29 protein-coding genes are annotated in these 26,246 nt (G+C 61.1%); 10 read left to right on the forward strand and 19 right to left on the reverse strand.

The window, feature by feature from the left end; translation table 11 throughout:
• Window positions 1-25 precede the first annotated feature (25 nt).
• The 4 genes from BN1800_RS29430 to BN1800_RS29445 all read right to left on the reverse strand — a co-directional run bounded on the left by BN1800_RS29430 (window position 26) and on the right by BN1800_RS29445 (window position 2,956).
• Window positions 26-235 carry a phage integrase N-terminal SAM-like domain-containing protein gene (locus BN1800_RS29430; protein ID WP_244564699.1) on the reverse strand — a complete coding sequence of 70 codons (210 nt, stop codon included), beginning with the start codon at window positions 233-235 and terminating at the stop codon, window positions 26-28.
• A 208-nt stretch (window positions 236-443) separates the two neighbouring features.
• Window positions 444-800, reverse strand: a complete 357-nt coding sequence (locus BN1800_RS29435; RefSeq protein ID WP_087002521.1) for a DUF1491 family protein — start codon at window positions 798-800, stop codon at window positions 444-446.
• A gap of 33 nt (window positions 801-833) precedes the next feature.
• Complete coding sequence (locus tag BN1800_RS29440; protein ID WP_087002523.1) at window positions 834-2,267, reverse strand: methyl-accepting chemotaxis protein; 1,434 nt, start codon at window positions 2,265-2,267, stop codon at window positions 834-836.
• Between the two features lie 77 nt (window positions 2,268-2,344).
• Complete coding sequence (locus BN1800_RS29445; protein ID WP_051336415.1) at window positions 2,345-2,956, reverse strand: TetR/AcrR family transcriptional regulator; 612 nt, start codon at window positions 2,954-2,956, stop codon at window positions 2,345-2,347.
• 309 nt (window positions 2,957-3,265) lie between these two features.
• On the opposite strand from BN1800_RS29445, the gene BN1800_RS29450 reads away from it, so the two are divergent.
• The gene (locus tag BN1800_RS29450; protein WP_051336416.1) at window positions 3,266-3,847 is read left to right on the forward strand and encodes a TetR/AcrR family transcriptional regulator; all 582 of its coding nucleotides are present in this window, start codon (window positions 3,266-3,268) and stop codon (window positions 3,845-3,847) included.
• A gap of 85 nt (window positions 3,848-3,932) precedes the next feature.
• Here BN1800_RS29450 and BN1800_RS29455 read toward each other — a convergent pair whose 3' ends face one another.
• The 3 genes from BN1800_RS29455 to BN1800_RS29465 form a co-directional block, all read right to left on the reverse strand.
• Window positions 3,933-5,030 carry a porin gene (locus BN1800_RS29455; protein ID WP_027507524.1) on the reverse strand — a complete coding sequence of 366 codons (1,098 nt, stop codon included), beginning with the start codon at window positions 5,028-5,030 and terminating at the stop codon, window positions 3,933-3,935.
• A gap of 372 nt (window positions 5,031-5,402) precedes the next feature.
• A complete protein-coding gene (locus BN1800_RS29460) occupies window positions 5,403-6,164 on the reverse strand; it encodes a TetR/AcrR family transcriptional regulator C-terminal domain-containing protein (RefSeq protein ID WP_027507525.1) in 762 nt (253 codons plus the stop codon).
• Window positions 6,165-6,497: 333 nt separating this feature from the next.
• Window positions 6,498-7,118: a class I SAM-dependent methyltransferase gene (locus BN1800_RS29465; protein ID WP_087002525.1), complete on the reverse strand. Its 621-nt coding sequence runs from the start codon at window positions 7,116-7,118 to the stop codon at window positions 6,498-6,500.
• Window positions 7,119-7,284: 166 nt separating this feature from the next.
• Here BN1800_RS29465 and BN1800_RS43515 point away from each other — a divergent pair, with 166 nt between their 5' ends.
• Together BN1800_RS43515 and BN1800_RS29475 are read left to right on the forward strand one after the other, a co-directional pair.
• Window positions 7,285-8,625: a calcium-binding protein gene (locus tag BN1800_RS43515; protein ID WP_087002527.1), complete on the forward strand. Its 1,341-nt coding sequence runs from the start codon at window positions 7,285-7,287 to the stop codon at window positions 8,623-8,625.
• A gap of 238 nt (window positions 8,626-8,863) precedes the next feature.
• The gene (locus BN1800_RS29475; protein WP_087002529.1) at window positions 8,864-9,829 is read left to right on the forward strand and encodes a phytanoyl-CoA dioxygenase family protein; all 966 of its coding nucleotides are present in this window, start codon (window positions 8,864-8,866) and stop codon (window positions 9,827-9,829) included.
• A 67-nt stretch (window positions 9,830-9,896) separates the two neighbouring features.
• Here BN1800_RS29475 and BN1800_RS29480 read toward each other — a convergent pair whose 3' ends face one another.
• Together BN1800_RS29480 and BN1800_RS29485 are read right to left on the reverse strand one after the other, a co-directional pair.
• Complete coding sequence (locus BN1800_RS29480) at window positions 9,897-10,130, reverse strand: hypothetical protein (protein WP_027507528.1); 234 nt, start codon at window positions 10,128-10,130, stop codon at window positions 9,897-9,899.
• 90 nt (window positions 10,131-10,220) lie between these two features.
• Window positions 10,221-11,108 carry an NmrA/HSCARG family protein gene (locus BN1800_RS29485; RefSeq protein ID WP_087002531.1) on the reverse strand — a complete coding sequence of 296 codons (888 nt, stop codon included), beginning with the start codon at window positions 11,106-11,108 and terminating at the stop codon, window positions 10,221-10,223.
• A gap of 99 nt (window positions 11,109-11,207) precedes the next feature.
• On the opposite strand from BN1800_RS29485, the gene BN1800_RS29490 reads away from it, so the two are divergent.
• Window positions 11,208-12,137 (forward strand): LysR family transcriptional regulator, encoded by a 930-nt coding sequence (locus tag BN1800_RS29490; RefSeq protein ID WP_087002533.1) that lies wholly within the window; start codon window positions 11,208-11,210, stop codon window positions 12,135-12,137.
• 7 nt (window positions 12,138-12,144) lie between these two features.
• Here the strand turns inward: BN1800_RS29490 and BN1800_RS29495 are convergent, their stop codons facing one another.
• Both BN1800_RS29495 and BN1800_RS29500 read right to left on the reverse strand, forming a co-directional pair.
• A complete protein-coding gene (locus tag BN1800_RS29495; protein ID WP_425299075.1) occupies window positions 12,145-12,684 on the reverse strand; it encodes an AAA family ATPase in 540 nt (179 codons plus the stop codon).
• A 57-nt stretch (window positions 12,685-12,741) separates the two neighbouring features.
• Window positions 12,742-14,412, reverse strand: coding sequence for a carboxylesterase/lipase family protein (locus BN1800_RS29500; RefSeq protein ID WP_087002535.1), 1,671 nt, complete (start codon window positions 14,410-14,412; stop codon window positions 12,742-12,744).
• 131 nt (window positions 14,413-14,543) lie between these two features.
• Between BN1800_RS29500 and BN1800_RS29505 the strand changes: the two genes are divergently transcribed.
• Window positions 14,544-15,437 (forward strand): LysR family transcriptional regulator, encoded by an 894-nt coding sequence (locus BN1800_RS29505; protein WP_087002537.1) that lies wholly within the window; start codon window positions 14,544-14,546, stop codon window positions 15,435-15,437.
• Between the two features lie 72 nt (window positions 15,438-15,509).
• On the opposite strand, the gene BN1800_RS29510 is transcribed toward BN1800_RS29505, so the two are convergent.
• Together BN1800_RS29510 and BN1800_RS29515 are read right to left on the reverse strand one after the other, a co-directional pair.
• Complete coding sequence (locus tag BN1800_RS29510; protein WP_087002539.1) at window positions 15,510-16,439, reverse strand: peptidoglycan-binding protein; 930 nt, start codon at window positions 16,437-16,439, stop codon at window positions 15,510-15,512.
• Window positions 16,411-17,955, reverse strand: coding sequence for a sensor histidine kinase (locus BN1800_RS29515; RefSeq protein ID WP_037140607.1), 1,545 nt, complete (start codon window positions 17,953-17,955; stop codon window positions 16,411-16,413). Before BN1800_RS29515 ends, BN1800_RS29510 begins: the two co-directional genes overlap by 29 nt.
• A gap of 450 nt (window positions 17,956-18,405) precedes the next feature.
• Here BN1800_RS29515 and BN1800_RS29520 point away from each other — a divergent pair, with 450 nt between their 5' ends.
• Together BN1800_RS29520 and BN1800_RS29530 are read left to right on the forward strand one after the other, a co-directional pair.
• The gene (locus BN1800_RS29520) at window positions 18,406-18,888 is read left to right on the forward strand and encodes a DUF5330 domain-containing protein (protein ID WP_087002541.1); all 483 of its coding nucleotides are present in this window, start codon (window positions 18,406-18,408) and stop codon (window positions 18,886-18,888) included.
• Window positions 18,889-19,532: 644 nt separating this feature from the next.
• A complete protein-coding gene (locus BN1800_RS29530) occupies window positions 19,533-19,955 on the forward strand; it encodes a SufE family protein (protein ID WP_087002545.1) in 423 nt (140 codons plus the stop codon).
• Window positions 19,956-19,963: 8 nt separating this feature from the next.
• Here the strand turns inward: BN1800_RS29530 and BN1800_RS29535 are convergent, their stop codons facing one another.
• The 4 genes from BN1800_RS29535 to BN1800_RS29550 all read right to left on the reverse strand — a co-directional run bounded on the left by BN1800_RS29535 (window position 19,964) and on the right by BN1800_RS29550 (window position 22,021).
• Window positions 19,964-20,320 (reverse strand): hypothetical protein, encoded by a 357-nt coding sequence (locus BN1800_RS29535; RefSeq protein WP_027507538.1) that lies wholly within the window; start codon window positions 20,318-20,320, stop codon window positions 19,964-19,966.
• On the reverse strand, window positions 20,317-20,559 hold the full coding sequence (locus BN1800_RS29540; RefSeq protein WP_087002547.1) for a hypothetical protein: 243 nt from the start codon (window positions 20,557-20,559) through the stop codon (window positions 20,317-20,319). The genes BN1800_RS29535 and BN1800_RS29540 overlap by 4 nt, the downstream gene beginning before the upstream one ends.
• A 19-nt stretch (window positions 20,560-20,578) precedes the next feature.
• Complete coding sequence (locus BN1800_RS29545; protein WP_087002549.1) at window positions 20,579-20,884, reverse strand: hypothetical protein; 306 nt, start codon at window positions 20,882-20,884, stop codon at window positions 20,579-20,581.
• A gap of 678 nt (window positions 20,885-21,562) precedes the next feature.
• Entirely contained in the window at window positions 21,563-22,021 is a 459-nt protein-coding gene (locus BN1800_RS29550) for an Rrf2 family transcriptional regulator (protein WP_027507540.1), read from the reverse strand.
• 168 nt (window positions 22,022-22,189) lie between these two features.
• On the opposite strand from BN1800_RS29550, the gene BN1800_RS29555 reads away from it, so the two are divergent.
• The gene (locus BN1800_RS29555) at window positions 22,190-23,083 is read left to right on the forward strand and encodes an NAD(P)/FAD-dependent oxidoreductase (protein WP_087002551.1); all 894 of its coding nucleotides are present in this window, start codon (window positions 22,190-22,192) and stop codon (window positions 23,081-23,083) included.
• A gap of 177 nt (window positions 23,084-23,260) precedes the next feature.
• Here BN1800_RS29555 and BN1800_RS29560 read toward each other — a convergent pair whose 3' ends face one another.
• Window positions 23,261-23,878 carry a TetR/AcrR family transcriptional regulator gene (locus tag BN1800_RS29560; protein ID WP_087002553.1) on the reverse strand — a complete coding sequence of 206 codons (618 nt, stop codon included), beginning with the start codon at window positions 23,876-23,878 and terminating at the stop codon, window positions 23,261-23,263.
• 77 nt (window positions 23,879-23,955) lie between these two features.
• Here BN1800_RS29560 and BN1800_RS29565 point away from each other — a divergent pair, with 77 nt between their 5' ends.
• Both BN1800_RS29565 and BN1800_RS29570 read left to right on the forward strand, forming a co-directional pair.
• Entirely contained in the window at window positions 23,956-24,576 is a 621-nt protein-coding gene (locus BN1800_RS29565) for an NAD(P)H-dependent oxidoreductase (protein ID WP_087002555.1), read from the forward strand.
• 72 nt (window positions 24,577-24,648) lie between these two features.
• The gene (locus BN1800_RS29570) at window positions 24,649-25,227 is read left to right on the forward strand and encodes a cysteine hydrolase family protein (protein ID WP_087002557.1); all 579 of its coding nucleotides are present in this window, start codon (window positions 24,649-24,651) and stop codon (window positions 25,225-25,227) included.
• 480 nt (window positions 25,228-25,707) lie between these two features.
• Here the strand turns inward: BN1800_RS29570 and BN1800_RS29580 are convergent, their stop codons facing one another.
• Entirely contained in the window at window positions 25,708-26,139 is a 432-nt protein-coding gene (locus BN1800_RS29580) for a Ros/MucR family transcriptional regulator (protein WP_027507547.1), read from the reverse strand.
• Between the last annotated feature and the right edge of the window lie 107 nt (window positions 26,140-26,246).

The following is a 26,246-nucleotide window of genomic DNA, read 5'->3' on the forward strand; positions in this document are numbered from 1 at the left end:
CATCTACCTCACATACGCTCGCCGTTTATTTCGGCTGCACCAACATCCCGCTTCCGGCGCAGGGCTCAGGGCGACAAAACCAGGGTGGTGTGGCGGTGTGCGGAGATCGCTTCAGAAACCGGGCGAAATCCTTGATGGCTCGGATATGAGCCTGCTGGGCTTTGTCGCCGATCCCACGGATGCGCATGTCTTCGATTATCCGCTCGCGCAGCGAGGTGGTCCACTCCTCCGTCATGGGAACCTCCTGTCTGATGATTGAGAAGACCCCAATCGTGAGCCAGGACTGCAAACCCACACATGCACGACGTTCAGATCATTGCTGCCCCCTCACCACGGGCGCCAGTGCCGCGCGAGCGGCTTCGTGCTTGGGCCGACAGCTGCCCTAAGGTGACGGATTCCAGGCGGGGCTCACGTTGGTGGCACTGCTACCGAAGACCGGAGGTCTAAAGCGGGTTCTTCCGTTCGTCCGCCAGCGGAACGATCTCCGCGACGTCATCGGCTTCGAGTTCGACGATCCAGAGGTCCGGGTCGAACTTTCGCTCGCGATCGAGCAGTTCGCGCACCTTTTCGGCCTCCGCCTTCTCGAGCCTGATTTCGAAAAGACGCATGCCGCTGTCCTCCTCGTCAAAGAAACTTTGCGGCGCAGGGGCGTAGAGCGTCTCGAGCCCGTCGCGGAAATGCTGGCGGATGAAGATGGCGCCCGCCGCCTCCGCCCCCTTCCTCTCGACAGCAGCGAAATCACCGCGCGCAAAAACGCGGCGCACGAGGGCGGAAACGAAGATGTCGGTGCGAAGTCTCATTGATCCCGTATAGGGCAAGCGGCGGCGGCAACGCTAGACCTTTACCGCCAGCCTCAGCCCGCCCCAATGCCGTCCGCGGACGATAATCGGGGCGGAGATGTCCTTCATCATCACGAAATTGCCGCCGCCCATATCGCGGCGGTAGGTCTGCACGAGGAAGGGTGCGGTGCTTTTGCCCGCGGCAAGCCCGACCCGGTCGTTGAAGATGCGCCGGTTGCGGCAGTTGGCGGTGTTCCACACCGTATCGCCCAGCCGCTGCGGTTCGGAGAATTTCCGGTTATGCGTCGGCAGGTAGCCGTTTTCATCGACGGCAGCGCAAAAGGCGATACGCTTGTCGGAGGCCGCTACCGGTTCCTGGATCAGCGGCAGCAGGCGATCAGTGAGTTCCGTGAAAGCCGCCATCAGTTGCACCGGATCGGTGCCCGGGACCGGCCGGTATTGGCGGTTGAAGAGCGCCTCGAAGCCAATCCGACCTTCGACGACAGCATGCTCGAAGGCTTCGGAAATCGCGCCTGCCACGGCTTGCGCCTTGGCGATCCAGAGGCTGTCAGAGGTTTCCACGCCGGCGCTCGCGGTCAGCTGCACCAGCTTCTCGGAAAGGCCGACGACGCTGTCGACGCGCTTTGCGGCATGCTGGAGCTTGACGTTGGAATTCAGCACTTCGGCGGACATCTCGCCGAGTTGGGCGACGAAACCGGCGCATTGCTGGTCGACGGCCTCGGTTGTCTTTGCCATGACCGTGGAGCTGTCGAGGATCCGGGTGATCACATGCTCCATGTTGCCGAATGCGCCGCGCATCGCTTCCGACTTGTCCTTGACGCCGGCAGCACTTTCGCGCGCGCCGCTGCCTGCCGCCGAGAGCCGGTCTATCTTGATGCGCAATTCGTCCAGCGTTTCCTGGATGGAGCCGGTCGCCTTGGAGGTCTGCAGCGACAGCGCGCGGATTTCGGAGGCGACGACGGCAAAGCCCTTGCCCGCCTCGCCGGCGCGTGCCGCTTCGATCGCGGCGTTGAGCGCCAGAAGGTTCGTCTGCCGGGCGATGGTGCTGATCTCGGCGGCAACCTTGTCGACATCGGCAAGCGATTTTGAAAAGGTATTGATCTCGGCGCTGATCTCCTCGGAGGAGCGCACCATATGACCGATTTCCTCGATCGAGCCGGAAAGCCGGCCGGCCGATTCCTTCAGCATGTGCCGGGCCTCGACCGCCGTGCGGTCCGTCTCGCTAAGCGACACGGCAACTTCCCGGTTCGTTTCGGCGATCGAAAGTGCCGTCCGCGTCACGTCGTCGAATGCCGTCGCATGGCGCGCCGACATCGCCGCCATGTCCTGGATGGCGCCGGCGATATCGACGAGATCGATGCCGAGCGTGGACGCCTCTTCCGCGAGCCGGGACAGGACGTGGCGCAACGCCTCCGCGTCGTGCCCTTCCGGCTCATCGGCGACCTCCACCGTCTTCAGCGCATACATGACCGGCTCCTCCAGTAGATTAGAGAAGGTTCAGGTAATATGGTTAATAAGTTGCAAACGAAGGCGGCGGTTTAGACTTAGGTTGTAGGGCGCACGCTTGAATCAGGGCAAACGTCCTCGTTCTTGTGCTGCGCATCCGGCTTCCCGGTGGTTGCCAAAAGCTCAGACCTCAGGTTTTTTGCATCGGTGATTTTGATCTTGTAGAGATGGGAAAGCCAGATGCCGTCGGCGGCCAGGCGGGCGATCTTCAAGCGCGTATCGCCGTCGGTATCGTTGTGGCGCTGCGCCCGTTCCTCGACCCAGTTTGCCATGAGATCGCGCAGATACGGGTCCGTCAGCGCCGAAATCGTCAGGGGCGCCCATTGGCCGCCCTTGGCGCAGAGGTTATTTTCGAAGACCGAGTCGATATAGGCGCGGGTGAACGAGCCATAGGGCTCCGGGTCCTTGGCCATGCGTGTATCGATATCGTCATCGATCGCTTCAAGGAGTTCTCCGAAGACGGCGTCGATCAGATCCTTCTTGCTCGGAAAATGATGGATGAAGCCGCCCTTGGTCACGCCTGCAGCGTCCGATACAGCCTGAACGGTCACCGAGGCAAGCCCTTCCCGCACGGCCAGTTTTGCCGCTTCGTCTATCAGGGTCCGCTTGACCAGCTCCGGCTGTTTCCTGCGCCTGTATGAACTTTCCATCGTCTATCTCTTGCCCCCCGGCACGCAATCACAACGTGCTCCGCGCGATGGTAATGTGTGCCGGATAAAATAACATCTGTGTTGCTTCGGGCAAACTCTTTTGAGAAGCTTGAGGCCGTAACGCAATGGTGACAATGCGTGAGCTGGGCGAGAAAAGCGGCGCGTGCGGGCGAGAGGGTCCGGATGCCTGTACCCGCCACGACGGTTCATGTATCAGTGCGGGGCCGGGATAAAAAATACAGGCGATGAGGGATCGTGAGTTCGAAAGCTGGGGAAAATGTAAAGAGGCCGCGCGGGCGCCCTAAAAGCGTGGACGCTGATCAGCGGCGAGATGAGATCATCGGCGTGGGGCGCGATGTCTTTATCGAATACGGATACATCAATACGACGGTTGACGTGATTGCGGCCAGATGCGGCATCTCCAAAAGAACCTTCTACGAGTTCTTCGACGGAAAAGCCGACCTTCTGCGGGATATACTGAAATCGCGAAGCGATTCGATTTTCTTCATACCGGAAATAGATGACCAGCTGCCGCTGGAAGAACGGCTCGCCAGTATCTTCTTTATCGACGAGGATGGTGCGCTGGATGCGGCCGGCATGAACGATTACTTCATGATAGAGGTCGGCTGGGAAGCGGCGGAACAGGTCGCCGAATTGCGGGACGATTTCAGCGTCGCGCATGCCAAGCTCGCCGAGTGGTTCCGGCAGCTGAGGCGAAACGGCCGCATAACGGTTGTCGATGCAGACGCCGCCGCCACCATGCTGATCGGCATCGTCTTCGGGAGCTTGAGCATCGACCGCGCCGGCACCGGCTTGGCGGAACGCGCCACGCGAACGAAAGCCTACCTTCGCTCAAGCCTCAAGATCTTCGCCAAGGGATTGTATGTCTAAACAATAGACAGAGAGCCCGGCTGGGATACCGGGCTCTCCTCTCGAAACTGATCGGAGGTCAAGCTGATCAGTTTTATCTCTTCGATTAGAAGTCGCGCTGCAGGCGGAAGAAGCCTTCGACCCAGTCCTGATCCGCCGCGTTGTCGTGGTCGTCCTTGACATAGGTTGCGGTGAGCTTCGTGGAAAGGTTCTCTACGATCTTGTAGTCGAGCGTAACGCCGGCGCGAATCTCGTTGCCGCTGTCCCAGCTGCCGTCAGCGTCGGCATCGATGTTGTCGATGTACTGAACAGCAGGCGTGACCGTGAACTTGTCGGTTGCCTTCAGCGCATACTGAGCAGCAACGGACCATTCGCCGGCGTCGTAATAGCCGTTGAAGCCCTGATCGCCCAGACCCGTGGAGTAGATACCGGCAACCGAGAGCGTGCCCGGGCCGACGTCAACGCCGACCTTTGCGAGTACGGCGCCTTCCTGGGCGTCGGTGTCGTAAGCGCCGAGAACCGCGTAGGTGAAGCCGCCGAGCTTACCGCCGATGGAACCGTCGATACCGAGGTTGTTGGCGTTTCCACCGTCCGTCTGAACGAGTTCTTCGAGAGCGATACCGGCATAGAAGTCGCCAGCGTCGTACTGATATCGGATGGAGTTCTGCTTCGTCGAACCATCGAGGGTCGTCATGATGTCGGTTTCGCCCGAGAAGTCGTCATCCCACCAGTTGGCAAACTTACCAACGCGGAAGCCGGCGAGGTCGATGTAAGCTTCGTCGATGACCGTGCTGTTCTGAGAACCGCCGAACGTGGAAGATGCACCAGCCGTGCGAGCGTCGCTGTCTACACCATTCGGACGGAAGTTGGATTCAAGAATGATCGCGCTCGTGAGAGTGCCGTATTCCGTATCGTTCTTTGCGACGACGTTGATGTGCGCACGCGTGCGGGCATCCCAGTCCTCGGAGGAATTGTTGTCGAGTGCATCGCCGAAGCCGAAGCCGACGTCGAAGCGGAGGTAGCCGCCGATCTGGAGGCAGGTTTCGGTGCCCGGAATGTAGAAGTAGCCGGTACCGTAAGCGTCGCAGACGCGGACATACTCAACCGGTTCCGGTTCGGCAGCGACGATGGCGTCGGCGGCCTGAGCACCGGAAACTGCTGCGAGAGCAGCAGCGGAGCCGAGAAGAAGGCTCTTAATATTCATTTTTGTCTCCGTTCCAGAGGCCAACCCCAAGGTTGGCTCTTGCTAGCGCGATGGATGCGGTCCCCTGAAATTTCAGTCCGCCAGGAGTTACCGGGCGATTTGCCCCGGCAACGCGACCTTTAGAACAGGCGATGCGCCAGCCCGTCAATTATTTAATAAACGTCTTCGTACCAAAAATAAGCTCGAACCGGCGGGCGTTGTATTTTTGCCACAATCAGGCCCGTCCGAGCCACGATTCACCATCAAGATTGCCGGGGCCTGGGCAACTTCAAGATATCGCTGAGAGAGATTCCAACAGAGGAAAGCCGAGCGCACGGCGGCTCACGAAAGAAGGTGAACGGCCGTCGGCAGCGCCATGTCCGGCTCCTCCGGTCAGGCGGCCTCCTTATAGCGGCAACCTCTCACGAAGAGATGGATGCAGTCCTTGAGATAACCAATAAGGCTCGATCTGTCCGGCAAGCCGCCACCTGCAGTCATGCGGGATGCAATTCCCCCAAACATCATCGAGATGAGCATCGTTGCCGCGTGGTCCGGATCTTCGATGTCAAGCACGTGTTTTGCGTCTTGGAACGACAGCCAGTCCGCGAGCTGCGCTATCGCTTTTTGGCCGTTATAGTCGTCCCCCTGCAATCGCGGACCGGAGGGATAGAGCGCGCCGATGCATGCCATGATCTTTCGTTCCGCTTCGACCTGGTCGGCCTGATCAAGATGGAAGATCATCATCAGCACATCGTCGGGAGCCCGCGTTTCATCCAGCGGACGCGGAAGCTGAAGAAGCTCCCGTGGAGGCGGGATGCGCGAGGTGTTCCACTGAAGAGCAAAACCCTTGATGTATTTCTTTGCCCGTGAGTTCAACGATCGGGTGATCGAGGCAAACCGGGAAATGTCGGAATAGACAATCTCGAAGGTGATATCCTTCGACCCTCGAAGGAGCCGAAAAGTCTGATCGCCCCCCAAGTGAAACTCGGCCGCGCTCGATTTGGCGATTGCCGGGTAGAGGGACGAGAAATGGTCGAAAAGGACCTTGTAGAGTCGCGGGTTGTCCGCACTGCTCAGGGAGGCGATTGATTTATACATGACACGATCATCAATATGTGTTTCGGGTATGGCATTGCCGGAATCTTCGAACAACATTCGAACTATCCCGACAGGCAAAATCTCCAGCCAGACCGGCTATGAGGCCGGCCCGGCGAGCGGTATCGAGCAAGAAAAGATACCATACGTATGGTATCTTTCGAGCGGATTGACCGCCGTCTTTAGCGCGCTTTTTCGCCCCCGAAACCAGCGGCCACTGACAATCGAAATTACATTTCGATATTGCCCTAATGAATTTCAAGGCCCAGCAGGCACGTTGTCGCAGCATTTTTCTTGCAGGTGCGAAGCCCGCACGCGAAGTGATCAAATCGCAGAGCTTTCGCCGTTTTCCGGCAGGCCGTTCGTGCTTGCGAAAACGGCGGGTGCTGCGATCTAGGCAATCTTCTCGAATGTGCTGAACTGGAACTGCTGCACCGATCGCCGTGGGGTCCTATGCTGATGCCGGCACGTTGCGGCGAGCTTGAACCCACTGCCGAGAACGGCCTGCAGGCTTTCGGCATCGTAGCGGGCAACCGGCAGGCCGCTGCACCTTTCCGGTCCGTCAGGTGCAAAGGTGCCAATCACGGCCTTGCCGCCGTTCCTGAGAGCTTGCGCCAGTACGCGAACATAGGCCTGCTGGTCGGCCGCCTCCGTCAGGAAGTGAAAGGTGGCGCGGTCGTGCCAGAAGTCATATTGGCGGGCGGGCATCCATGCAGTCACGTCCGCGATGATCCACTGCACCTGCTTGGCGCCCGGCAGCCGCGCCTTGGCCGTTTCGAGAGCTGCTGCGGAAAGATCGAGAACGCTGACATGGGCCTGGCCGGATGCCACGAGGGCATCGACCAACCGCGAGGTCCCGCCGCCGATGTCGATGACGGACATGTCCGGCGTCAACCCGGCCTGGCGCAGCAGAACCATCGAGAGGTCCGGCGCATCCTCGTACCAGCTAACTTCAGTCTCCGCCTTTGTCGTGTAGACAGTCTGCCAATGGGCTTGCCGGTCACTTGTGGACATATCCACTCCTTTCGAGGAAGAAAATTTACCAGATTTCGAGCGCGCGTGCCGAAGGAAGCGTCGGCGTGATCGCCGCGCTTGATCACCCTGTGCGTCGGGCTATCCTGCCTCTCCGTAAAGATGTCCCGGAACCGTTTCCCTTTCCCTGCAACGAAGGAAAAATACGATGCCCACTTTGAGCAATGGCAGCGAGCTTAGCGTATGGGAAGACGTCAACAACGAGAGCCCCGATGCGATCCTCTTCAGTATAGCGGAAACGGACGGCGACGTCCTTGGGCCGGGGACCGCGCATACGGATTACCCCTACGGCTGGGTCGATCTTGCTTCGGTCGACGTGTTCGACGGCTTCTTTACCGTGACCACCTTCACCAATGACGGCAGGACCGAGATCTTCACGACGGTGGAAACCTTCGTCTTCGACAACGAGGGCCGCTATATCCGCACGCTGTCAGATCAGGCGGCCTATCTTTCGACCGAGATCATCTCCATCACCGCCGAAAGCCCCGACGACATCGTGGTGACGTGGCAGGGCGCCAACGAATATTTCGGCGGCGACAACACCCAGTACGGTCCGCACCAGATCGTTCTGGAAGGCGGCGCGCTGCAGCCCGACACCTTCGTCAATCATGCGCCCACCGCTGCCGACCTGAGCTTCATGCTTTCGCCGGGGCAATCGCTCGACGACGTCAAGTTCAGCGCGGCGGACGCCGATTTCGACCTGTTGAGCTTCGTCGTCGTGGACGGGCCTGACCATGGCACGCTGCAGCAGGAGACGCTCTACGAAGCAGGCTACTACGCCTTTCACCAGGGCCAGTATGTGGGCAGCCTGCATTATCACCAGGACTACCTGAACGGTAACCTCTTCGACTATTCTCCAGCCGCCGGCTTCACAGGCACCGACAGTTTCACGGTCTACGCCACCGACGGCCAGGGCAACAGCAATCTGGCGACGATCACCATCACGGTCGTCCCGCCGGCCGAAGAGATCGCGCTCACCGACGCGAAAGACGTCGTTAGCTATGAAGCCTACGATCACCCGGTCCTCGTCGCCGCGATGGGCGGCAATGACCGGATCACCGGCAGCCGGCTCGACGATTCGCTCAACGGCGGCGCGGGCGACGACCGCCTGCGCGGCGGTGAAGGCGACGATACTCTCAACGGCGGAACCGGCCGCGACATCCTCTCCGGCGGGGCGGGCGACGACATCTTCGTCTTCGACACCAGGCCCGGCCGGGCGAACTGCGACAGGATCCTCGACTTCTCCTCCGCAGACGACACCTTGCGGCTGGACAGCTCCGTCTTTACCGGGGCCGCGGCCGGAACGCTCGACCCGGAGGCCTTCGTGAAAGGCAGAGCCGCGCTGGAAGACGACGACCGCATCCTCTACGACACGTGCTCCGGCCGCCTGCTCTTCGATTCCGACGGGAGCGGCGATGCGGCGGCCGTGGCGTTTGCGGCCGTGAGCCACGGCACATCGCTTGCCGCTGACGATTTTCATTTCTTCTAGGCGCCCCAACCGGCTTCGAAATCGGCACGCTGCCCTCATGTTGCCACATGCATAGTGGGCAACATCGCTGTTTTCCAAGACTCAGCGTCCTAAATTCGTTAACTTATTCAATTGGTTATAAAACATAGCACAGACTGCAATTGCCATGTTGCATTGCATCATGACCCAAATCCGTCTAGCGTAAGCTGGGGTGCCGCGGGGAAAACTCCATGGGAAACCGTTCGAATAAGGATGTCAGATGCTTGATACGCCCAAATCCAAGCCGAAAGACCTCGAAGCCATTGCCCGCACCGGCGGGCCCCTTCGCCGCATGGCGGCTCGCGTGCCAACCTATTTAACCGATCTCAAGGAAAATCCCGCCTGGCTGCCGATGTTCCTGCTCGCCCGCACGATGCCGTTCCGCCGGGCACATTGGCTCACCGCCCGACGTGTTCCGTCTTCGGCAACAGTAGCACCGTCGATGTTCGGCGACATCAGGGCGGATGAAGCGGCCGCGGAATTGCGACGAACGGGCATCTTCACAGGCCTCACGCTGCCGGCGGACGTCCAGGAGGAGATCGCCCGCTTTGGGCACGAGACGCCGTGTTTTGGCAATTTCGAGCGCAAGCTCGAGTTTCTCGCCGGAGAGCATGCCGAAGCGGAACGCCGCTTCGGGCGCACGATCCTGAGCGGCCATCACTTCGAACGGGTTCTGCAATGCGAGGCGGCGGTCGCCGTGCAGCAAGACCCCCTTCTCCTCGATATCGCCCGGCACTATCTCGGCGGCGAGGCGAAATTGATCACCACGCGGACATGGTGGAGCTTCCCGACGAAATCCGCCTCGGAAGCCGATCTCAGCCGCGCCTCGTTCAAATTTCACTTCGATCTCGACGACTGGCGGATGCTGAAGTTCTTCTTCTACCTCTCCGACGTCGATGCGGATGCCGGTCCGCATGTTTATGTTCGCGGCAGCCATAACCGCCGCCGGATGAAGCACCAACTGACGCTGCTCGTCGGGCATTCGGCCGACGACGTGCTGAACTTCTACGGCAAGGAGAGCGCCGTCACGCTGACCGGAAAGGCGGGCACCGGCTTCGTCGAGGACCCCTTTGGCTTCCATATGGGAACGCTCGCGAAGCATACGCCGCGCCTGATGATGGAAGTGGGATTCGGCGTATCGAAGCGGTCAAAGCGCCGTTATCACGGCGAACCGGTGATCAGGTAACCGCTACGGATCCGAAGCCGGTCCGGTTGGGCCGGCTTTTGACTGATCGGATATCCGCCGCCGCGGCTCAGGCCGTCGGGCAGCCGTCGCGCAGTTTCCGCCAGGTCGTGACGTTCAGCTCCATTTCACAGCGTGCGAGATAGGACGCCCCACCAACCCTGATGCAGGCGATCTCGCCAAGCTCGTACTTCATGCCGTCGCGGTTGCGGCAGGTGCAGCGCGAGTCCGGGTGCGCCGCGGCGATGCTCCCTGCAGCCACAAGCAATAGCGTTGCGATCCATTTGGCGTACCGGCGTTCCATCCAGTTAATATACCGCAAATGGCCCGCGACGAAAACGAACGATGCCGGTTGCTGTTGCAACCGGCATCGCCCGGCGATGTCTAGGAGAACTCAGCCGGCAGCGGGCGTCCGTTCAAGGACACTCCAGTCGAACTCGCGCGCCCAATCGGAAAAACCGTGCCAGCGGACCTCGGGAAAATCCTTACGCAAGGCGGCGATGTTGGCGTCGTATCCGGCCTTGTCGAACCACTCGAACATGAGTGCAACATCCTCGCTTTGCTGGCGGGCGACGGCGATCGGGATTTCCTGATAGCTGATCGGACGGCCGATGGCTTGCGAGAGGATTTTCGCCTGCGCCTCGCCGGACAATTCGTCACCGGCGAAATCGAAACGCTTGCCGAACACCTCCTCGCGCCGCTCGACCAGGGCTGCGACGAAAGCCCCGATGTCCGCCAGGGCGACCAATTGAAGGACGCGCTTGGGCGGCATCGCGAAAGCGTGCGTTCCCTGGCCGAGCGCGCCGATCGACCACGGCGCGACGAAATTCTCCATGAAGGCGACCGGCGCGCTGATCGTGTAGGGAATGCCGAGCCCGGCCACATGTTTTTCGACGAGATACTTGCTTTCGAAATGCGGGATGCCTGTCTTCTTGTCGGCATCGGCAACGGACGAATAGATCAGATGCCCTATGCCGGCGGCCTTCGCCGCATCGGCGGCAATGATGCCCTGGCGGGTCTCCTCCTCCACCCCGGCCTCGTAGCTGTTGCCCATCAGGAACATGGTGTCGACGCCGCTTGCAGCCTTCACGATCGAGGCGGCATCGCCGAGATCGCCCACCACGATCTCAGCACCGGCCGATGCCAGCCGCCGCGCCACATCGCTGTCCGCCCTGCGGGTCAGCGCCTTGACGCGATGTCCTCTCGAAAGGAGTGCGTGCGCAACCGCGCCTCCCTGCTGGCCGGTGGCGCCTGTAACCAGAACGCTTCGTTTGTTGTTCATGTGTCTGCTCCTTTTCGTTTCCGATCGAGCAAACTTAGTGTCTGTCACATTGATCCATAATGGCCTACAATTGGAAAACATCGTCCCAAAGGTGGCACAATGCTCGATCTCAACGATATCCTGGTGTTTGCCCGCGTCGTCGAAGCCGGCAGTTTCACCGGCGCCGCGCGCCTGCTCGGCATGCCCAAGACCACGGTCAGCCGCCGCATTGCCACGCTCGAGCGCGAGCTGGGCATCCGTCTCCTCCAGCGCACGACGCGCAGCCTCAGCGTGACGGATGCGGGACGTCTCTACTACGAGCGGAGCAGCCAGGCGCTGCGGACGATCGAGGATGCGAACCTGCGCCTTGCGGAAGTGCGGGCGGAGCCATCGGGAACGATCCGGATATCCGCGCCCGTCGGCTTCGGCAGCTTCCTCTCCGGCACGGTGTCCGGCTTCCTTGCGACGTATCCGAAAACCATGGTCGAACTGCGCCTGACCGACGACAGGCTCAATCTCGTCGAGGACAGCATCGATCTCGCCTTCCGCACCGGCATCCTCCCGGACTCGACGCTGATCGCCCGCAAGCTCGGCTCGACGCATCGTATCCTGTGCGCCAGCCCGGACTATCTGGCGCGCCTTGGCGTGCCGGAAGCGCCGGCGGACCTTGCTTTCCACCACTGCGTCATCGCAGGCCCGTCGACGACCAATGCGCACTGGGTTCTGCAGGGGCCGCATGGCGAGGAAAGCGTCATGGTGTCCGGACGCTTCGCCGCCAATGAAATGCAGGCGGTGATTGCCGCTGCGATTGCTGGCTACGGCATCGCCCAGCTGCCCTACAGGATGGCCGAAGCGTCCATCACGGACGGGCGGCTCTGCCGCGTTCTCGGCGATTACACGACGCGGGCCGGCGGCCTTTACGCCGTCTACCCGAGCAGCCGGCACCTTTCGCCTGCGGTCAAGGCATTCATCGAGCTTGCGGCGGAGCGATTGAGTGCTGCCGGAGCCAGCGAGAATGAGAATGGCAGGGGTACGGCCGTATCAAGCTAAGTCCGGCTCAGGGCGCCAGGCGGAATTCTCCGCTCTCCACCACGCCGATCACCTGGCGCAGCACGTCCTCGCGGCTCAGCCCCTCTACCGGAAGAACGTGCCGTTCCAGCTCCCCCAGCAAGGAGAGCTGCTGGTGCAGCTCTGCAATCGGCCCGGGATCGGCCAGCGTATCACCGCCGCGCGCCTTACAGCGCCGGATCGCCTCGTCGAGCGCTGGACGCAGGACGACGTAGTGAAGCGGTACGGAAAGCGCCCTGAAGGGCGCCAGGAACCAGGGCCCGACGATGCCGTCGAGAATGACGTAATAGCCGCCCCTGGCATAGCCTTCGGCCGCCTTGGCAAGAACATCGATCACGATCCTGTTCTGCTCACGCGCATCCGGCAGATAGGGCGCGATTACGCCGTTCTTGATGAAACACCAGAAATCGTCGGAGTGGAGATGCACCTTGGACGAGCCGGGCTGATTTGCGAGCGCCTGTGCCGTGGTAGTCTTTCCCGATCCGGGCACACCGGTCAGGATCAGAACTTCGCCTGCGTGATCGATCATGCGCGCGGTGTAGCATGACGGGGTGATCGTTCAAAGGCCGGCAAGTGGGTCGAGGCGTCACGCCTCGTAGCGATAAAGCGCCGCGCGGTTGAACGGGTCGATTTTCAAATCCGCGACAGCAAGCCGCGCCGAGCCCCGGTAATCGTTCGCGGCCTCGCAGGTGGCATTGACCAGCATCGTCGTACGCGTCTTGCTGTCGTAGGGACGCCATTCCGGCATCCGGGCGTTGTTGGGATTGCCGGAGCGGGCGAAACTGACGAAGGCCGCCATCATGTTGAGGGAGGTCTCAATCGGTGCGGCGCCCGGTCCGGCCATCGCGCCAGCCTTGTCGACGTTTCCGAATGCGAAGGGAATGTCGACCGCGTGTGGTGACCCGAGGACGCCGCCCTGGAACGGAATCGCCCAGTTGAAGCTGTACATGTAAACGGGCGACTGCCCCTCGACGCCCGACTTCGTCTCGGCTGCGGTCGTAAGCGGCAGTCGGAACTGCACGTCGGACGCGACCGCGACCAGGATGTCCGAAGGCGTCATGTCCGGATCGGTCCAACGGTAGGCCGACATGATCGCGCCGATCTTCACGTCATCGACATTGAAGACCTTGCGCATCCGCTCACGCATCTGCGATTCGGTCAGCTCGAAATTGCGCATGTCGCTCATGAAGAACAGGGTGGATTCGGTTTTGGTCGACCCCAGCAGCAGCGGCACCTTCGCATGCATCGCCAGGCCATCCGGGCTCATGGGCCGCGTAACGATGTGCCGGCCGTCGATCACGGGCCGCGCCCCTTCGAGGCCCGACTTGGACACGGCCCGGTTCCGTGCTTCGAGCAGGGTTCCGAACGGGACATCCTGGATGGCCGAAAGGTTGTCCCTGCCGAGACCGAGTTGCGAGACCAACGCGTTGACATAAGGCTCCATCATCGATGCCTCGTCGACATTGAGGCCAGCCGCGCCGCTCATGCTGATCGCGCGGTGGAAGAGACCTCGGGCCTCCGGCATCGAGAGAAGGATCATGATTTTCGATCCGCCGCCTGACTGCCCGAAAACGGTCACGTTGCCGGGATCGCCTCCAAAGACGCTGATATTGTCCCGCACCCACTTCAAGGCCGCGACGATGTCGAGATGGCCGGCATTGGCCGCGTCCCCGAAGCTCTCGCCATCCAGGTGGGAGAGATTGGTGTAGCCGAAGACATTCAGCCGGTGGTTGATCGTCACGACGACGACATCCCCGAAATTGGCAAGGTTCGTGCCGTCAAGGCCTGCACCGCCACCGCCCCCGTTGATGTAGCCGCCACCGTGAATGTAGAACATCACCGGCCTGCGCGCGCCTGCGTCGAGGCCGGGCGTGAAGACATTCAAAACGCAGCAGTTCTCGCCGAGCGGCTCGTTCTGGTCATACCATTCGAACATCGGGCCCTCGCCCATAGTCGTTCGCACTTGCGGGCTGAGCGCGCCATAGCGTGTTGCATCAAATTCACCGCTCCAGTTCGGTACCGGCTGCGGGGCTTTGAACCGGTTGGCTCCAGACGTGTTGGCGGCGTATGGAACGCCTTTGAAACTGAAGACCCCGTTGTCATACACACCGCGCAATATGCCATTCGCGATCCTTATAGCTGCCGGTTCGGCGGCTTTTGCGCGGCCCGCGGCAAACAGGGCCGGCGATGCAAGGGCCGCCGCCGCGGCCGAAAGGAACTGGCGTCTGCTCGGGTGAGGAAGGGAGTTCAAATTCATGGCGTCCTCCGTGACGAAGCTTTCTGCCCGAATGTCCGGACATGGATATTCCGCTTGTCCCGAAAGTAGAGCCTTCGATATACGTTGATTAGATCCTGCAATCGGCATGAACTTGTTAGGAATTCTAAACAATGGAAAACGGCGGTTATGACTCGCTAGCGGCCTTTGTGGCGGTCGCTCGGGAGCAAAGTTTCACGAGGGCAGCGATCAAGCTGGGTGTCTCGCCGTCCGCGCTCAGCCAGACGATCCGCAACCTTGAAGATCGGCTCGGCATGCGCTTGCTGGCGCGCACGACACGCAACGTTTCCCCGACGGAGATCGGAGAACGCCTTCTGCAGACACTCGCGCCGCGGTTTCAGGAAATCGAGGCGGAGCTGGCGCGCTTGCACGACTTGCGGGATAAGCCCGCCGGTACCATTCGGATCACAACGAATGAACACGCCGCGGAAACAATCGTCTGGCCTGCCCTGGAAGGCCTGATGCAGGAATATCCCGATATACGGATCGAGATTACGTCCGATCCGTCGCTTGTCGACATTGTTGCAGATCGTTACGACGCGGGCATACGGCTCGGCGAGCAGGTGGCGAAGGACATGATCTCTGTGCCCATCGCGCCTGATATGCGCATGGCAGTGGTTGGTTCGCCGTCCTACTTCGCCCGGCGTCCGCCTCCAGCCACGCCGCAGGATCTCACGGCGCATGAATGCATAAATATCCGGCTGCCGACTTCGAAAGGCCTTTCCATCTGGGAATTCGAGAAGGACGGCCGCGAGCTGAACGTTCGCGTCGAAGGCCGTCTCGTCTTCAACAGCGGTCGGCTCAGGCTGCGGGCAGCAATGAACGGATTTGGCCTTGCCTACATGCTCGAAGACCATGCGCGAGACTATATCGCCGACGGCCGGCTCGTCCGCGTGCTGTCCGACTGGTGCCCACCCTTCCCGGGTTACCACCTCTATTATCCGAGCCGCCGCCAACACTCGCCGGCCTTCGCACTGGTCGTGGAGGCCCTGCGGTATCCGAAGTGATTTGGTCCGCGTCGGCGACGGATTGGCTAACGACTAAGGCCGCCCTTGGCGCCGAACCGCCCTCACCCAGCCTCAAATCGCCCCAATCTCCTTGAGCTTCTTCAGCACCGCCTCGTTGGGCTCGCCGGTTTCGGGCAGGTTATAGTGCTTCTGGAAGCGGCGGATGGCGGTGCGGGTTTGTTCGCCGGCCACGCCGTCGACGCCGACATTGGCGTAGGCCATGTTGGAGAGGCCCTTCTGGATCTTCAGCACCAGGTCGGCATTGGTGAGTTCGGGCGGCGGCACCTGCTTCGGGGCGGCCGGCGCGGTCTTGATCTGCTTTTCGGCACTGCGGATGGCGGCCGCGACCGGGTCTTCGGCCGAGGCTTTCGAGGTCACGTCCTCACGCGGCTTCTCGGCGGGAACGGTTAAGGGGCCGATGGAATCGGTCCTGAGGGCTGCAAGCACGTCGGGCGTCGCATTGCCGCTTTGCGGCATGCCGACGGTTTCCTCGAAGAACAAGATGGCGGCGGTGGTGCGCGGGCCGATGATGCCGTCGGCCGTGCCGTTATAGAGGCCGCGGCGGATGAGCTCCTGCTGGATGTCCATGACGAGCTGGCTTGGCTGTTCTCCGGTTGCTGCGGCCGGCGGCGTCGCACTGGTGGTCGCGGCAGCGCCCTCGTCTCCCGGACGTTCGATCTTGAAGGTCGTGACCTCGTTCGGGTGCGGTTCTTCGACGGTTGGACGGCCGATCGAGAACGGCGAGAGCACATCGCGGGTGCGGAAGAAGGGGTGCGGATGCGTGCCCGGCTGATACCAGAGCGCGTTGGCGGCGACGAAGCTGAAGATGACGATGAAGGCGGTGGTGCCGCCTGCCACCGACGGATTGCGCGCAATGACGCCGCCGAGCGCCGATGCACCCGTCATGCCCACGCCGCCTAAGGCGGCAGCCCCTGTCAGAAGCAGACCCGGCTGCTGCCGGCCTCTCCTTCCCTTAGGCGATTTTCGCTTGCGCGCGGCCATCGAAAAGCCCCTCTTCCAGTCCGGCAACATTGGTCGCCGCAGCCTTCAGGCGCGGCGGGAAATCGGTGGCGGCCCCGTCCTTTGCCGCATGTGCGGCATCGGCGCCTGAGCCATCCGCTGCGATCGAAATGGTGATGATCGTGCCTTCGCCGGGGACGCTGGCGATCGCGAAGTGGCCGCCATGTAGCGCCACGAGGCCCTTGACCAGCGACAGGCCGAGTCCCGTGCCTTCATAATGACGCGTATAATCGTTCTGCACCTGCATGAAGGGCTGGCCGAGCGTTGCGAGCCTGTCGGCGGGAATGCCGATGCCGGTGTCACTGACGCTGATCTGCAGAATGCCGTCCCGCACTGCCGCGTCGACGGTGACGGCGCCGCCCGCATCGGTGAACTTCACGGCATTGCCGACGAGATTGATGAGTATCTGCTGGACGGCGCGCTGGTCGGCAACGACCTCGTCCAGGCCGCGCTGGATGCGGCTCGTCAGCGTCACGCCCTTGCCCTTGGCCTGCAGCGAAAGCATCGCCTCGCAGGAGCGGATCGAGGCGCCGATATCGAAAGGTTCTAGCAGCAGTTCGTAGCGGCCGGCCTCGATCTTACTCATGTCGAGCATGGTGTTGACGACGGAGAGCAGGTGCGCCCCGGATTCGCGCACCAGGGTCACGTATTCGCGCTGCCGCTCATTGTCGAACTTGCCGAAATATTCGCCGAGCAGGATATCGGAGAAGCCGAGGATAGCGTTCAGCGGCGTGCGCAGCTCGTGGCTGACGGCGGCGAGGAAGCGCGACTTGGCGTCGTTGGCCGATTCGGCGTCGTCAGCCCGGCTCCGGGCTTCCATGCGCAGCTGCTGTTCGACCGAGACGTCGCGGAGCTGGGCGACGACGGCCAGGAGCTCGCCGTCCTGATCGCGCCGCGCCGTCATGTCCATTCTCAGATGCGCGAACTGGCGGAGATCGCGGAAGACGCAGGGACGGTCGAGGCGAAGGTCGACGCTGGCGCTCTCCTCGCCCTGGCGCAAGCCGTCGAGCGCCTGCAGGAAGAGGATACGGTCGGAGACATGCACCTGCTCGATGAAGCCCCTGCCCTTCGGATCGCGCATCCACGCAAGGAATTCGCGGCAGTCGCGGCCGCCGGCGGTGGTGACGCTCCCCTGCGGATCGAGGAAGAGGACGAGACCGGCGCTGGTTTCCAGGAAGAAGTCTTCGGCGGGCGCTGCGACGACGGTTGCCGCGGCGGCGCCCTGACGCGCAAGCGCGATGCTGCCGACGGCGGAAAAAAGGAAGGCGGCGCAGACGGTCGCGACACCTGCGGGCAGAGCAACGGCCGGGCTGGTGACGAAGGAGAGGCCGGCCGGCGCGGCAACCAACGCTGCGGAGGAGAGGAAGACGAGTCGGCGCAGGATCGCAAGCTCTCGCTCGGCAACAGCTTCGCCGCTTCCCGTGCGGGAAAGCCAGCCTGCCGCTGCCCGGTCCACGAGGGCTGCCGCCCGTCCGCCAATGTCACTCAATACTTGCACGCAATACCCGCCGAAATGGCTCTTTAGACACCCGGACAATAGGCCTCGGCGGCTTAAAGAAAGGATAAGGCAACGCGGCTCTCCACAGCCGAAAAGCCGCAAAAATCCCATTTTGAGCCATCCGCAGAGCCCTTCGGGTTTTGTGGTTAATAGCGGGTAAGCGGCGGATTTCGCTCGCATTTCGGCTTTGCGTTAACCTTTGTGGCACGCTGCCCTTAGGGAATCCCTGCAATTACAGCGAGCCGCCCCGGCCATGCTTAACGCCGATGGCTACAATTTGACTGAAATGCGGTCCGGATGCCTTTATTTAAAATTCGAATTAAATTTGCCGCAAATGCCATCGAGTTTTGAAAAGTGGCATTCGCATTTCCCCGCTAGGGTGAAAGCACACCGGAAAACCGGGCCTGATTCGGCAAGAAGACCGGACGGGAAACAGGATGGGCAACGACGATGTGGTTTCTGATCAAAGGATCGTTCTGGTTCGGCCTTGTGCTGGTAGCGCTGTCGCTCTTCAGCTCGGAGAGCTCGACACGGCTTGCCAGCGACCCGCAAATCCAATTCTCCGACGCCTTCACCGCCGCAAGCGGCGCCTATGACTATCTCACCGGCATGTGCAGCGAGAAGCCGGAGGTCTGCGCCAAGGGCGCGGAAACGCTCACCGCCCTCGGCTACCGGGCCCGCGAAGGCGCCCGCGTCGCCTACGAGCTGCTGGACAGCCAGTTCGCCGACGACAACACGGCCGCGCCGAAACTTGCAGAGGCGACACCGGCCGCACCGCTTGCCCCGGCTGCCGCTGCTCCTTCCATAAAGGAAGAAAAGGCTGCCGCGCTGAACCAGCCGATGCCCTACCGCCCCCCGGTCGATGACGAATCGGCTTCCGACCAGGTCGTGACTGGCGCCATTCCGCTGCCGACGCCGAAGCCGGTCCTTTAAGAATTGCGGAAGTTTTCCGCCCCCGAGCTTGCACCGGCGGTCCGCATGAGGCGGAGAGCCCCGTGCCTGACGTGCCTGCCCTGTTTGATTTCAGCATTTTGCTGCGCCGCAAGGATGCTCATCCTTCGCGGCGTTTTTTCTATGCGGCCATTCGCCGGCAAGTGAGATTTGGCGCCGGAGGTAGGCCGGCGGTGGAATTCTGCGAAAAATCGACTCTGCGGTTGGAGCTTCAAAAGATCGATTCGGAGGAATCATGGGCTGGGAGCAGGCGGCGCTAGCCACGTGCAGTTACGCCATTCCAGAAGCACAATGGGCAGAGCTATCTGCGGAAAGCCTTGGCTGGTCGCCAGGGCGTCTCTCTCTCTCTCTCTCTCTCTCTCTCTCTCTCTCTCTCTCTCTCTGGATTTAGGACATGGAGATCGTCATCGTCCACAGATCGGCCCCCCTTGAGGAGTGGCAATGGCGTAAGCCATGCTCGAATGGGGGAAATCTGACGCTTTGCGCTTTCCGCAATGCCCGATCGTCAATGACTGTCGACCGCGCAGTAGCGCGACCTAAGTCCTGCCCAGCGGCGTTTTTCTTTTTAATGGTTCAAAAGCGGCGTCGGTTCACCTATATCACTCATAATAGTGAAAGGCCCGCTTATGGCAGCTCTTGACGAGATCATCGACGATTTCTCTTTCCTCGACGACTGGGAAGACCGCTACCGCTATGTCATCGAACTCGGCAAGGCGCTGCCGGACCTGCCGGACGAGAAGAAAACGTCCGCGAACAAGGTGATGGGCTGCGCCAGCCAGGTCTGGCTGGTGACGCATCCGAGAGGGGATCCGGAAAATCCGGTGCTGATCTTCGAGGGCGATTCCGACGCGCATATCGTGCGCGGCCTCGTTGCTATCGTGCTCGCCACCTATTCCGGCAAGAAAGCTTCGGAGATCGCCGGCCTCGATGCCTTCGATATCTTCTCCAAGATCGGCCTGGTCGAGAACCTCTCGTCGCAGCGCTCCAACGGGCTGCGGTCCATGGTGAACCGGATCCGCGAAGAAGCGCGGGTAAGAGTGGCGGCTTAAGCGCGCCGTCATTCGTTCGGCAATGCGCTGGTCTCGCGCGGAAACAGCCTGATCAAATGCGTCCGCTCCATCTGCAGCCGTGAAGGACCGGACATGATATTCTCTTCGAGGCATAGCGTAATGTCGCTTGCCAGAGCCTCGGGAACCTCGATGCCACCGGCCTTGAGCACTCGATGCTCCATCGCCGCAAGCGAGGCAACGGCACCATTGCAGCCGTCTGCGGAGAGTTCCGCCATACGGGTTCTGCGCTCGGCGGCATTGGCGGTCTGAATGCGCTCCCGCTCCCGATAGGCGGCGATCTGCCCCCATGCCAGATAAAGGGTCGCGGAGATGCAAAGGAACGCGACGAGAGGGCCGGTCCTCATGCTTCGCCCGCCCGAGCGGTATTGCAGTTGGCCGCAACCGGCACCGCATGGGTGCCGGCCGCGATATGCATGACGTAGCGCTCGGCGGCGTCAGCGAGGGCCAATGCAACCTCGCCCTCCAGCCACCCCGCGTTTACCGCTTCAATCGCGACCTGCTTTGTCAGATGGTCGAAGGCGCAAGCACATTCATTCGCGCGCCGGACATCGTCGATGTCGAAGGTGGGTGGCCTTATGTTCATGTGCGCCTCTGACGTCGCTTCAGTGAACGATCCCGGAAAGGGAGGACGGAAGGCCCTGAATGGCAAAACGGTGAAATGGTGAAACGGCCGGAGGCATGGCGGCGACACGCTTTGCCTTGCCGAAGTGACGGTCGAGTTCGCCTGCAAGCTTGGCGGGCGAGGTCGTGCCGTCCTGGAACAGCCGGACGAGCAGCAGTGCCGCAGCATTAAAAGTCCCAGGCTGCTCGAAAAGCATATCGCCGGTATAGCCAGCATCGCTCAGCACCTGCTGCAGCATGCCAAGGTCGTCGTTTGTCAGATATTTCATGGTGACTTCGGAAGACATGCAGTCCTCCTTTCGGTCGGGGCTAGGGCACGACAGGCCCTTAAACAGCAGCGCCCGGGAAAATGGCTGCTGGAGGCGGGACAGTGCGCTCTCAGGAAAAACAAAGCAAATGATATCTTTCGCATTCTCTTATATATAGCCGGGCAGTTCGCGGCAGTGGAGCGGGACGCTGCGTCAGACTTGTTTTGAACACAATGGCCGCCTATATGAACCCGCGTCGGCATGGCTGATTGAGCGCTTGAACGAATTCGAAGCGCTCGCGATGCTGGCAGTCGCTTCAGACTTTTGACCACGGATGTACTGGCACTGGTGTGAGAAGCGATGATGAGGAAGGTCGGTGCGATTTCGCCCCGGCCTTTTTTATTGCCTCACTCTCCGGGCGCGAGAGCCTGCCGCCGCCGAGTGCCACGGGGGAGCAGCCGCATTGTCAATGCTGTAAAAGCCACATGCTCGAACTTGACGAGGCGCCCGCTGCCCGCCGCACTGGTGCTGGATGCGATGAACGCCCGCGTGGAGATGGAGCTGATTGTGCCTGGAACGCCTGAGGGAGGCCATCGCGACAAGGCCCCGGCGCGCCAAAAAAATCGAAGTCAGGTGGCGGACCTGGTTCGAGGAAACCTTCAGCGGGCCTGAAGGCGGAAATGCGTCCGGTCCGGACAATAGCCTCGAAGGGCAACTCTAGGACTGCTCCATTGCTAGAGAGCAGTTCGTCGTATCCGCCCATCGCTTGGAGGATTCCTCGGCGAGCGCACCCAATGTGACCTCGCCAAATTTCGCCAACAGAATGGCTTCCGCCTCATGCATCGCCCCGGCAAGCGACGCGTTGACGGCCTGCTCGATGACGCAGTTCGGATTATCGCCCGCCAGGCCGATCGAGAAGAGTTGCGGCGCACCGAGGGCATTGTGGATGTCGAGCAGGGTGATCTCCCGCAAAGGGCGCGCAAGCACCCAACCGCCGCCGTGCCCCTTCTCGGAGCGGACATAGCCCTGATCCCGCAGACCGGCCATCGTCCGGCGCACCACAACCGCATTGGTGCCCAGCATCGCTGCAATGGTTTCGGATGTCGCCGCACGTTCGTGGCGATCCATGTGAACAAGCACATGCAGCATGCGGGATAAGCGGGTGTCGTGTCTCATGGCTGATTTATCTCGTTTGCGGATCACAGATGTAACAGAGACATGATCATGTAACAATATTAGTTGCATGATCATTGACAAGCTATTTCACGTAACTTAAAAAGTTTCATGATAACGTCCGGCTGTCGCGCCGGGCGATGAAACGGAACGAGTGTGAAAGGATTGTTTATGCAGTTCGACGTCATCATCATCGGCGGCAGCTTTGCAGGCATTTCAGCGGCCCTGCCGCTCGCCCGTGCCAGACGGAAGATCCTGGTGATCGATGCCGGCGAGCGCCGCAACCGCTTTGCCGCTGCCTCGTACAATTTTCTAGCGCAGGACGGCCGTGAACCCGGCCTGATCGTATCCGAGGCGCGCGAACAGCTCGAACGCTATCCGACTGTCCACTGGCTGAGTGCCAAGGCTCAAGCTGCAAGGAGGACCAGCAATGGATTTGCCATCGAAATCGATGGCGAGCCTATGAAGGAAGGAAAGCGTCTAATCTTGGCAGCAGGGGTTGCAGATCGGCTGCCCGCCATTCCGGGCCTGCAGGAGCGGTGGGGAAAATCCGTCTTCCATTGCCCCTATTGCCATGGTTACGAACTGAATCAGGGGCGGATCGGCGTCATCGCATCCGGGGAGCATTCCATGCATCATGCCCTGATGCTCCCCGACTGGGGCGAGACGACTTTTTTCACCAACGGTGTCTTTGTCCCGAATGCCGATCAGTCGGCGCAATTGCGCGGGCGCGGGGTCACGGTCGAGACGACACCAGTGCGCGAGATCGCAGGGGATCGTGCGGATGTTTGTCTGGAGGACGGCAGGATCGCCGCAATGGACGGTCTGTTCGCCCTGACGCAGACTTCGGTGCAAATTCCATGGGCTGAGCAACTGGGCTGCGCGCTCGAACAGGGGCCGCTCGGCCAGTTCATCACGACGGATGCCGCAAAGCAGACAACCGCGAAGGGCATCTTCGCCTGCGGCGATGTCGCAAGAGCCGCAGGCTCCGTGGCTCTCGCCGTCGGTGATGGGGCGCTCGCGGGAACGGCAGCGCACCAATCGCTGATGTTCGGGAGCGATTGACGCTTTTTACTGTCCGCGCCTAGTCGGCTCAGGCGATATACCGCGAGACAAGCCGCCTTCGCGCCGGCAGGTGGCTACTGCCACGCGTCCTTCATGTCCGGATCGTTTCTGGTCTCTTTTGCCTGAGTGCAGGCGTTGCTCACGTCTTCACCTATGGCACTGAGTTCACCAAGCACTTCATCGGCTTCTGGCGACCATGGCGAGGATGATTTCGAAGAGTTCGTCCTGCGCCTGCTTGGCCGTGATCTCGCCGGCTGCGGCGGCATAGGACAGGGCCTCGGCGGCACCGAGCATCGCGCGAAGGCCGGCTGGAGCTATAGTGCCGGCGGCGGCGAAGGGAGCAAGGACGATGCGGCATTGCTCCATGAAAACCGCTTCGCATTCGCGCTTGACCTTTTCGAGCTCCGGGGAACTGGCCAGGGCAGCGATCACGCCGGGTATCTCGCGGCCTTGGGCAAGCACGCAATCGATATAAGAAGAGGCAATCACCGCCGCCCTGCCCGTCAAAGTCGGTTCACTCGCCCGAAGTGCTGTTTCCATGAGCGCCGTCTGGCGCGCGTCGAATTCCCGGTAGAGCGCTGCAAACAGTCCTGGCCGCGTGCCGAAATGGTCGTAGACGACGGGTTTTGCAACGCCGGCCTGCTCGGCGAGCCGTCCGAGCGTCAGGGCTTCCGTTCCCTCCTCCCGAACCACCGCCCACGCGACATCCAGAAGCTGGCGATGCCGCCTGTCCCTCGTCAGGCGGCGGCGCAGCCGGGGAGCGGCCGTCTGTTTTCTTGTCTCGGTGCTTGACACATTAACCTACCAAACGTAACTTACTAAAAGTATATAAGCTCTGACCTGTGTCCGCAATCAGCCTGGGAGCCTTCGACATGCACGCGCTCATCATTCTTGCGCATCCCGATCCCAAGTCACTCAGCCACAGCGTTGCCGCACATGTTGCCGAAGGTGTGGCACTCTCCGGTCCGGATAATAGCTTCGAAATCGCAGACCTTGCGGCGGAGGCCTTCGATCCCAGGTTCACCGCGGCCGATATCGCCGTCCATCGCAGGGAGGCGATGCCGCCCGCCGATGTCATAGCCGAGCAGGCGAGGATCGATCGCGCCGATGCGCTTGTGCTGGTCTATCCCGTTTACTGGTGGTCCATGCCGGGACTTCTCAAGGGATGGATCGACCGCGTGTTCGCCAACGGCTGGGCTTACGACGAAGGCCAAGATACCAAGCTGGTGAAGAAACTCCGCCACCTCCGCATTCATCTCGTCGGCATCGGCGGCGCCGACGCCGGGACCTATGCGCGGCATGGCTATCTCAGCGCCATGAAGACGCAGATCGACCATGGCATCTTCGATTATTGCGGCGCATGCGTCGTGACGTCCGAGCTGCTGCTCGCATCCGCTGGACGGTGTCCCAAGGTCCATTTGGACACTGCACGCACGATCGGCCGCAATATCTTCAGCGCGGCCAAGCAATGCGAGGCGGCAGACGCGGCGTGAATAAGAAACGTTCCAAACCGGCATGCCGCCCGGCGTCACACCACTGCAACTGTTGTGACGTCTAATCGCATAATGACCAAACGCGCCCTTGTTATCATCGACCTTATCAATGACTACCTCGACCATTGGAGCGCTGACAAAGCAGCCCGGCTGATCAGCGAAACCAACACGTTGGCTGTGGCCTTTAGAGAAGCCGGGTTACCCGTCATATGGGTGCGGCAGGAATTCCGGCCCGATCTCAGCGACGCCTTTCTCGAGATGCGGGACAAGAACCTGAAGATCGCGATTGAGGGAACTTCAGGCGCCCAGCTTCATGCCGGCCTCGGTTGGGGGCCAGGCGATACGATCATCGTAAAGAAACGCTACAGTGCGTTTTTCCGGACCGACCTTGAAGATATTCTGTCGGCGATGGGAGTTGGCGAGCTGGTATTGTGCGGCATCAACACGCACGCTTGTATCCGCATGGCCGCTATCGACGCCTACCAGCGCGACCTTCGCGTGGTCCTGGCGGAGGAATGCATCGACTCCTATGATGCCGAGCATGGACGGGTCTCGGTTGATTACATGAATGGTAAGATTGCCAAGGTGGCTACTGTTCCCGAGATAATCCAGGCTCTCCGCCCGCTTCAGGCCACGAAAGTCGTGCCATGATCGCCGGAGCTTCTCAGCCCCTTTTTGCAGAAGATTCAGTACACCATCCCTTCGTGCTAAATACCTGTCGCACCTCATATAAGCACACCTGAAACCAGGGGCAGGTCGGCAGACCTCCCAGGGTAAGACGCGTGACCTTCGTGCCAAATACCTGTCGCATCTACGCCCGCACCCTCCGGGTGATATCGGGCTTCGGGTCCTGTGGCCCCTCGCCCGGATGCGGACGCCTCATATGCGCTTCCTGTTCGTCAGGCCGGCACTTTGCCTCCAGCTTCCTTCAGACCCTACCTCGCGATAACGCCCTTGCTGTTCGGCTAACGGTTCCCATCACCGGGGCCCGTAGAGGACTTGCACCTCCAAGTCATCGACCGGATACCATCCCGGTCAAACAGTGCTTACGCGCAACGCGCCATGCCTGGCGCACCACAAAAAAAAGCCGGGCCTTGCGGTCCGGCTCTTGCGCTTCGTAGCGTGTCGGGTTTAGCCGCGGCCGCGTTTGCGGCGCTGGCCGAGGCCCATTTCCTTGGCGAGGCGCGAGCGCGCCTCGGCATAGGCGGGAGCGACCATCGGATAATCGGCGGGAAGATCCCATTTCTCGCGGTATTCTTCCGGCGAGAGACTGTGATGGGTCATCAGATGGCGCTTGAGAGACTTGAAGTTGCCGCCGCATTCCAGGCAGGTGATCTGATCGTCCTGTACTGACTTGCGTACCGAAACGGCGGGCTTCTGCTTTTCAATGGTGGCTGCGGCGGGTTGCGGTGCAGACGTGCTGCTCAGTGCGGTATGCACGTCGGAAATCAAATTGGCCAGGTCACTGACCGGGACCACATGATTGCTGACATAAGCCGCTACGATATCGGCCGTCAGTTCTACCAGCAATTCCGGCCCGTTGCCGGTCGCGGTATCCGTCATATTCTGTTTCTCCTGTTCGCATGCGTGGATGACCCTCTTTCGGAGGATCGCCTTCGTAGAGGCAAACAGTAAAAGGCCCAGACAGCGGCATCATGTCCTAAAACGCG

This window comes from Rhizobium sullae (genome assembly GCF_900169785.1).
Taxonomy (GTDB): Bacteria; Pseudomonadota; Alphaproteobacteria; order Rhizobiales; family Rhizobiaceae; genus Rhizobium; species Rhizobium sullae.

Bases quoted from the DNA above. Each gene is read 5' to 3' on its own strand.
- BN1800_RS29430 (WP_244564699.1), bottom strand. From the start codon at position 235: ATGACGGAGGAGTGGACCACCTCGCTGCGCGAGCGGATAATCGAAGAC.
- BN1800_RS29435 (WP_087002521.1), bottom strand. From the start codon at position 800: ATGAGACTTCGCACCGACATCTTCGTTTCCGCCCTCGTGCGCCGCGTT.
- BN1800_RS29440 (WP_087002523.1), bottom strand. From the start codon at position 2,267: ATGTATGCGCTGAAGACGGTGGAGGTCGCCGATGAGCCGGAAGGGCAC.
- BN1800_RS29445 (WP_051336415.1), bottom strand. From the start codon at position 2,956: ATGGAAAGTTCATACAGGCGCAGGAAACAGCCGGAGCTGGTCAAGCGG.
- BN1800_RS29455 (WP_027507524.1), bottom strand. From the start codon at position 5,030: ATGAATATTAAGAGCCTTCTTCTCGGCTCCGCTGCTGCTCTCGCAGCA.
- BN1800_RS29460 (WP_027507525.1), bottom strand. From the start codon at position 6,164: ATGTTGTTCGAAGATTCCGGCAATGCCATACCCGAAACACATATTGAT.
- BN1800_RS29465 (WP_087002525.1), bottom strand. From the start codon at position 7,118: ATGTCCACAAGTGACCGGCAAGCCCATTGGCAGACTGTCTACACGACA.
- BN1800_RS43515 (WP_087002527.1), top strand. From the start codon at position 7,285: ATGCCCACTTTGAGCAATGGCAGCGAGCTTAGCGTATGGGAAGACGTC.
- BN1800_RS29475 (WP_087002529.1), top strand. From the start codon at position 8,864: ATGCTTGATACGCCCAAATCCAAGCCGAAAGACCTCGAAGCCATTGCC.
- BN1800_RS29480 (WP_027507528.1), bottom strand. From the start codon at position 10,130: ATGGAACGCCGGTACGCCAAATGGATCGCAACGCTATTGCTTGTGGCT.
- BN1800_RS29485 (WP_087002531.1), bottom strand. From the start codon at position 11,108: ATGAACAACAAACGAAGCGTTCTGGTTACAGGCGCCACCGGCCAGCAG.
- BN1800_RS29490 (WP_087002533.1), top strand. From the start codon at position 11,208: ATGCTCGATCTCAACGATATCCTGGTGTTTGCCCGCGTCGTCGAAGCC.
- BN1800_RS29495 (WP_425299075.1), bottom strand. From the start codon at position 12,684: ATGATCGATCACGCAGGCGAAGTTCTGATCCTGACCGGTGTGCCCGGA.
- BN1800_RS29500 (WP_087002535.1), bottom strand. From the start codon at position 14,412: ATGAATTTGAACTCCCTTCCTCACCCGAGCAGACGCCAGTTCCTTTCG.
- BN1800_RS29505 (WP_087002537.1), top strand. From the start codon at position 14,544: ATGGAAAACGGCGGTTATGACTCGCTAGCGGCCTTTGTGGCGGTCGCT.
- BN1800_RS29510 (WP_087002539.1), bottom strand. From the start codon at position 16,439: ATGGCCGCGCGCAAGCGAAAATCGCCTAAGGGAAGGAGAGGCCGGCAG.
- BN1800_RS29520 (WP_087002541.1), top strand. From the start codon at position 18,406: ATGTGGTTTCTGATCAAAGGATCGTTCTGGTTCGGCCTTGTGCTGGTA.
- BN1800_RS29530 (WP_087002545.1), top strand. From the start codon at position 19,533: ATGGCAGCTCTTGACGAGATCATCGACGATTTCTCTTTCCTCGACGAC.
- BN1800_RS29535 (WP_027507538.1), bottom strand. From the start codon at position 20,320: ATGAGGACCGGCCCTCTCGTCGCGTTCCTTTGCATCTCCGCGACCCTT.
- BN1800_RS29540 (WP_087002547.1), bottom strand. From the start codon at position 20,559: ATGAACATAAGGCCACCCACCTTCGACATCGACGATGTCCGGCGCGCG.
- BN1800_RS29545 (WP_087002549.1), bottom strand. From the start codon at position 20,884: ATGTCTTCCGAAGTCACCATGAAATATCTGACAAACGACGACCTTGGC.
- BN1800_RS29550 (WP_027507540.1), bottom strand. From the start codon at position 22,021: ATGAGACACGACACCCGCTTATCCCGCATGCTGCATGTGCTTGTTCAC.
- BN1800_RS29555 (WP_087002551.1), top strand. From the start codon at position 22,190: ATGCAGTTCGACGTCATCATCATCGGCGGCAGCTTTGCAGGCATTTCA.
- BN1800_RS29565 (WP_087002555.1), top strand. From the start codon at position 23,956: ATGCACGCGCTCATCATTCTTGCGCATCCCGATCCCAAGTCACTCAGC.
- BN1800_RS29570 (WP_087002557.1), top strand. From the start codon at position 24,649: ATGACCAAACGCGCCCTTGTTATCATCGACCTTATCAATGACTACCTC.
- BN1800_RS29580 (WP_027507547.1), bottom strand. From the start codon at position 26,139: ATGACGGATACCGCGACCGGCAACGGGCCGGAATTGCTGGTAGAACTG.